The organism is Corynebacterium sp., from assembly GCF_012837295.1.
In the GTDB taxonomy this organism is placed as follows: domain Bacteria; phylum Actinomycetota; class Actinomycetes; order Mycobacteriales; family Mycobacteriaceae; genus Corynebacterium.
On sequence record NZ_DURI01000055.1, the window covers coordinates 1 to 2,346 of the forward strand.

The 2,346-nt window shown below is 71.7% G+C and carries 1 protein-coding gene and 1 pseudogene; both read left to right on the top strand.

The window, feature by feature from the left end; all coding sequences use genetic code 11:
* A pseudogene (locus GX015_RS01970) lies at positions 1-829 on the top strand (M18 family aminopeptidase); the annotation flags it as partial.
* Positions 830-1,041: 212 nt separating this feature from the next.
* Positions 1,042-2,346 (top strand): M20 family metallopeptidase (locus GX015_RS01975; protein WP_291342388.1); only part of this gene is annotated, 1,305 nt, incomplete at its 3' end.

Genomic DNA, 2,346 nt, shown 5'->3' on the forward strand with positions numbered 1-2,346 from the left:
CCGGATGCTCGCCGACGCGGTGAACCGTGGCGCGGCCAACGCCGACGGCGCCGACGGTGCTCCGGAAGGCGCCGAGGTGACCGCCGAGGATCTCGTCGCCTGGGACCTCATCACCTGCGACACGCAGCCGCCGCGCCCCTTCGGCGTCGCGGACGAGTTCCTGGCCTGCGGTCGCCTGGACAATCTGCTCAGCGTCCACGCGTCGCTGGTCGCCTTCGAGCAGTTGCTTCACGACGGCCCGTCCGCCGCCTCCGCGACCGCGGCCGACGATGGAGTGGCCGACATCCCGGTTTTCGTCGCCTTCGACCACGAGGAAGTCGGCTCGGCGTCGACGACCGGTGCGGCGGGCCCGTTGCTGGAGGACGTCCTGCGCCGCATCGCCGCGGCGGCCGGCGCCGACGAGGACGGGCTGCAGCGCATGTTCCGCCGTTCGACGTGCATCTCCGCCGACGGCGCCCACGCCGTCCACCCGAATTACGCGGGGGAGCATGAGCCGGGCCATTGGCCGCTGCTCGACGGAGGTCCGGTGCTGAAGATCAACGCCAACCAGCGCTACGCCACCGACGCCGTCGGCCAGGGCATGTTCGAGCGCGTCACGGCCGCCGCCGGCGCGGCCGCGGGGGAGACCATCCCCGTGCAGTACTTCGTGTCCTCCAACCAGAAACCCTGCGGTTCGACGATCGGCCCGATCACGGCGACTCGGCTGGGCATCGCCACCGTCGACGTCGGTGCGGCGATGCTGTCGATGCACTCGCCGCGCGAAATGTGCGGCGTGAAGGACCCGTGGTGGCTGGCGCGGATCATCGGGGCGTACTGGGCCGGCGCGTAGTTCGGCCCCGCCACCTCCGTCGCCACCGCGACCTCCACCGGCACGGCACGGACCGCGCCACGCCGCCGCCATGACCGGGCCCCCGTCCGTCCCGGCGGTGGTGGCACGGTGACGCGACCGCCGAATAGTGTCGGAATCACGGCGATGCGGCCCCACGGTGGCCGTCGCAAAGCAACGCCCGCAGTACCGGCCAGCAGACAAGGACCCGCCACATGACGGACCCCCGCACCCACGAAGGCATGGCCTTCGACCCCGCCGCAGAACCCGCGACCGGGCCGGCGGCATTCGAGGTGCCGCTGAGCGAGATCATCGACTGGCGCAGGCACATCCACAAGAACCCCGAGCTGAGCTTCCAGGAGTACGCGACCGCCGATTTCATCGAGGGGCTGCTGGAGGAGTGGGGCATCGAGACGCGGCGGCTGACGCCGACGTCGGTGGTCGGCACGGTCGTCGGCACCGCGGGCGACCCCGCCACCGGCCGGACGATCGGCTACCGCGCCGACATCGACGCGCTGCCCATCAAGGAGGAGACGGGGCTGCACTTCGCGTCGCAGAACGCCGGCGTCATGCACGCCTGCGGCCACGACGTGCACACCGCCATGCTGCTGGGCACCGCCCGCATCCTCCAGGGCATGCGCGACCGCCTCCACGGGCGGGTGAAGCTGATGTTCCAGCACGCGGAGGAAATGCTGCCGGGCGGCGCCCGCGAACTCGTGGCCCACGGCGCCGCCGACGACCTCGACGAGGTCTACGCCTTCCACGTCGCCCCGCACCCCATCGGCCACGTCGGCATTTGCCGCGGGCGCGTGTCCACGATGTCCGGCATCGTGTCCATCTCCATCCGCGGCCGCGGCGGCCACTCGTCGAACCCGCAGCTGGCCGTGGACCCCGTGCTGGTGGCAAGCGAGGTGACGCTGATGCTCAACACGATCGTCAGCCGCAACCTCGACCCGAAGGCCATGAACATCGTCAACGTCGGCTCGCTCCACGGCGGCGAGGCCGGCAACGTCATCCCCGACGAGGCCTGGCTGGAGGTGTCCATCCGCTCCATCGACGAGGGGGATTGGGCGTCGATCTGCGGGCGCATCGAGACCGTGGTCAACGGCATCTGCCACGCCCACGGCGCCACCGCCTCCTTCGAATGGCAGACGCCGTACCCGATGGTGGTCAACGCCGATCTGGCCAGCGACCGCGCCTGGCACGCCGCCACCCGCGCGATCGGGCCGAACCGGGTCTTCGACGCCGACCCGTGGGCGCCGTCGGATGATTTCTCGTACTTCTCGCGCGAGGTGCCCGGCTGCTACATGTTCCTCGGCGGCGGCGGGCCGGAGAACGGCATGCCGTACTTCCTGCACAATTCGCGTTACGACGTCGCCGAGCGCGCCATGTCCGCCGGGGTGAAGGTCGAGGTGCAGATCGCCCTCGACGCGCTCGCCCCCGGCCTGCCCGCCCCGCCGCGCCGCCCCGAGCAGAAGGGCACGATGGCCGCCGCCGGGTCGATCCCGCCGCGGCCGGCG